Below are 3756 nucleotides of genomic sequence, written 5' to 3' on the forward strand. Positions count from 1 at the left end.
GTGTCAAGTTTAAAATTTTTACAAATGCCGTAATTTCTCAACCATTTTTTCTGACGGTCTTCTTTGTTCTGTTTCCCAAAACTTAATAGTGGCTGGGTTGTTATTTGGTGTTGGTATGGTTTGCTCCTCGTTACTATTATTCTGATGATTTTGGTTTGGTGGTAGCGCTAAGACGATCCCTTAATGCTTTAAATAGACTGTTGGGCTCGTATTGGGCTTTATCGTAAACCTCTATGCGCCCCATAAAAGAATTTGGGATTTTTATTTGGTGAGCAAGAGTAGATTTCATTGACACTGAACCATCTTTTCTAAAAACTGGGTTGTCAATATCAATTTTTACATCTCTTTCCTTGCCAAAAGAGTGACAAATTACAGAGCCTGATAGATAATCTAGGTTTTTATAAATATCCCTATCATATTCTAATATGTAGTAAGCACCCAATTTCCATTTGTCATTTTTACCATAAACTATACCTGTTGAATCCAGCCCCAACTTATATTGCTGACCGCGTTTGGTGATGCGTTTTCCATATGTAGGACCGTCTTTTTTCTTTTGTGCCACAAAGAAAGGATTAGATTTTCTTCCGTAAAGACTTTCAAAACGAGAATTAGTATTCCAAGGCAAATTAGCCTTATCATCAATATACATATCCACCACACAAGCAGTAGAAGGGCGACAGTTTTCTACATTGGAGAAGTAACCGCACTTAGTGCCATACACATCTAAATCTAGTCGATAGGCAAGTGCCTCTGCACCCTTTAACTCATCATCCACCCATTCTTGTGGCATACCAAAACGCTTGGCAAACTTTGAGGTATAAACCCAAACATGGATATCTTTTTTGTAGGTGCCTCGCTTGCCCGCCTTTATTCTACCTTGTGGGGTATAGCGGGTGTTATAGTTGTCTATCGTAGAGTTCTGGTTGGCAATAACTGTGTTAGTTGCACTTAACAATCCAAGCGTTAAAGTGGTTGTTAAAAGATACTTTGATATGTTTTTAAGATTTGTTGTGTTGTTTGTTTTTATCATTGCTGTTGGCCTTATTTTTTGAACTATAATTTTCCGATTATGATGCAGTTTTTACAAGTATTTTTTCAAAACTTTTTATAAGAAGTGTCAAGTTTAAAATCTTTACAAATGCTGTAATTTCTCAACCATTTTTTCTGATGGTCTTCTTTGTTCTGTTTTCCAAAACTTAATAGTGGATGGGTTGTTATTTTGTGTTGGTATAGTGAATAAGGAGATAGGCACAAAACCTTATTCACAAGTTTAAAAACTTATTGGGATGCACTGTGTCACTATCTCCTTATCCAATCGCCATTGGATAGTGTAATCAAAAACGGTTTTTGGTGTTGATGATTGACACGATTGTTATGATACGAGGGACGCTTTGAATTTAACTACATTACTCTAAACCCCGTCATTCGCTCAAAAACTAGTGGCGTTTTTAATAAAAAACAAGACCTATAATTTATCAAGTCGGTTTCTCAAGCGAGGGAGCCACATAGCGTATCCTTATTTTACATTTATTTTAGCGGTAGAGTGATAGAGTGCAGGTGCAATACCTCCTCCATATCTCGAATCACCCCATGTTACGATTGTTCCATCGGCTTTAACGGCGGCAAAGGCATACCCATTTGAATAAATCTTGATATAGCCACTATCAGAGGGTGCACTCACGGGTATACCTACACCTACACTATTAGGATCACTATTATAAGGATCTGAATTTCTACCCCATGTCGCGATTGACCCATCGGCTTTAAGGGCGGAAAAGCCCCGCTTAGTTGAATAAATCTCGGTATAACCATTACCAGAGGGTGCACCTGTACCTCCAAAGCGTGAATGACCCCATGTCACGATTGACCCATCAGCTTTAAGGGCGGCAAAGGCATAATCAGTTGAATAAATCTTGGTATAGTTATTAGAGGACCTATCCGTGATCTCACCCCATGTCGCGCTTGTCCCATCGGCTTTAACGGCGGTAAAGGCATACTTGGTTGAATAAAACTTGGTATAGCCACCATCAGAGGGTGCGGCTGTACCAAAGGATCCTTCTGTAAGGACGCCATTTCCGCCTCCCTGTTCCTCATCGCCCCACCCCGTGATTGTTCCATCGGCTTTAACGGCGACAAAGGCAGAATCAGTTGAATAAATCTTGGTATAGCCACTATCAAAGGGTGCGTCTAAGCCTCCAAACACTGTACTACCCCACGCTGTGATTGACCCATCGGATTTAAGGGCGGCAAAGGCATGCTTAGTTGAATAAATCTTGATATAGCCACTATCAGAGGGCGCACCATTGCCCCCCCAATTCACATCACCCCACGCCGTGATTGACCCATCGGCTTTAAGGGCGGCAAAGGCATATAGAGTTGAATAAATCTTGGTATAACCATTATCAGAGGGTGCACCTGTGCCTCCATAGCCTGAATGACCCCACGCCGTGATTGATCCATCGGCTTTAATGGCAGCAAAGCCTCCCCACCCAGTTGAATAAATTTTGGTATAGCCGCTATCAATGGGCGCACCTGTGCCTCCTCTATCTGACGCACCCCACGCCGTGATTGACCCGTCGGTTTTAAGGGCGGCAAAGGCGCTAAAATTTGAGTAAATCTGGGTATAGCCACTATCAGTGGGTGCAGTGCCTATACCTCCAAATCTTGAATCACCCCACGACACGATTGACCTATCGGCTTGAATAATGGCAAAGGCATATAAGTTAGGAAAATTTGGCACATTATTAAACCCACCAAAATTATTACGGGCATTAGAGACATCCACCTCAGCAAAACGCAAAGGATCAACACCCATAACCTGAACTTCTGCTAAAGACAGATAGTCACTGTCAAGCAACTGGATTCTAACATAACGACCTTGTTTGCCTGGTGCGTCTAATTGAATGATTTTTTTGGGATTGGGTGCAACATGAAAGTCTTGTTGATAAGTGTGGGTGCTGAAGTCTGCTTTATTAGAAATACTAACTTGGTAGTTGCTTAGTCTATCTGCACAGCAATCAGTGCGGTTGTAGATAATGATTTGCTTGATATCTTTCTTACTACCTAGATCAACCTGCCACCAAGCGCCTTGTGCATATTCAGTATGGGTTGTGCTCTTATTCAAGAAATAGCCATCAGTGTTACCATCCACTGCATAGCCAGCAACAGGATTGATAGAGTGGTACAAAAATGTGCTGGATTGTGTGGCAGGTTTTCCAAGGGCTAGATTAATAGTACCGGCACCAACAGCAATAACAACAGTTGCAGTGTCATCAAAGAAATAGAAACCATGTGCCATTACAACATAAGTCACTGGATCAGCTGCAACAATTGGCGCTCCAGATATGGTTCCAGTTTTTTTATTAAAGGACAAGCCATTGGAAATAGCAGGAGAAATTGAATAAGAATAAATACCACTACCTGTATTAGTGATGGTAACAGGTGTAATAGCAGTTCCAGCAGTGGCACCAACATGATTAGTGCTGATTGTGATGATTGGACTCAGCACAACACTAAAAGCATTTAATGAGACTGAAAAGATGGCGATTGCAAGGAGTTTAGTAATTTGTTCAGGTATTTGTTGTATTTTTCATTTTTAAAAAATAATGATTAAAAAATTTACTATAGCATTTAAAAACAATTTTGTCAAGGTCTTTTATGAAATCCAAAAATTTTACCCCTTGAATGATGATTAACCACCAGCACATCACAACCTAGGTAACCAGTAACTGAAACACCTTTACTGCATTTTCTTTA

At 40.5% G+C, this 3756-nt stretch carries 2 protein-coding genes; both read right to left on the reverse strand.

Annotation, left to right across the window (positions count from 1 at the left end; translation table 11 throughout):
- Window positions 1–136 precede the first annotated feature (136 nt).
- Window positions 137–1030, reverse strand: coding sequence for a hypothetical protein (locus BBROOKSOX_RS09465; RefSeq protein WP_139661378.1), 894 nt, complete (start codon window positions 1028–1030; stop codon window positions 137–139).
- Window positions 1031–1516: 486 nt separating this feature from the next.
- Window positions 1517–3508 carry a galactose-binding domain-containing protein gene (locus BBROOKSOX_RS09470; RefSeq protein WP_139661381.1) on the reverse strand — a complete coding sequence of 664 codons (1992 nt, stop codon included), beginning with the start codon at window positions 3506–3508 and terminating at the stop codon, window positions 1517–1519.
- Window positions 3509–3756: the final 248 nt, after the last annotated feature.

It is taken from the genome of bacterium endosymbiont of Bathymodiolus sp. 5 South (assembly GCF_900128535.1).
Taxonomy (GTDB): domain Bacteria; phylum Pseudomonadota; class Gammaproteobacteria; order PS1; family Pseudothioglobaceae; genus Thiodubiliella.

Excerpts from the sequence above, each read along its gene's own strand:
- BBROOKSOX_RS09465 (WP_139661378.1), bottom strand. The coding sequence starts at position 1,030 with ATGATAAAAACAAACAACACAACAAATCTTAAAAACATATCAAAGTAT.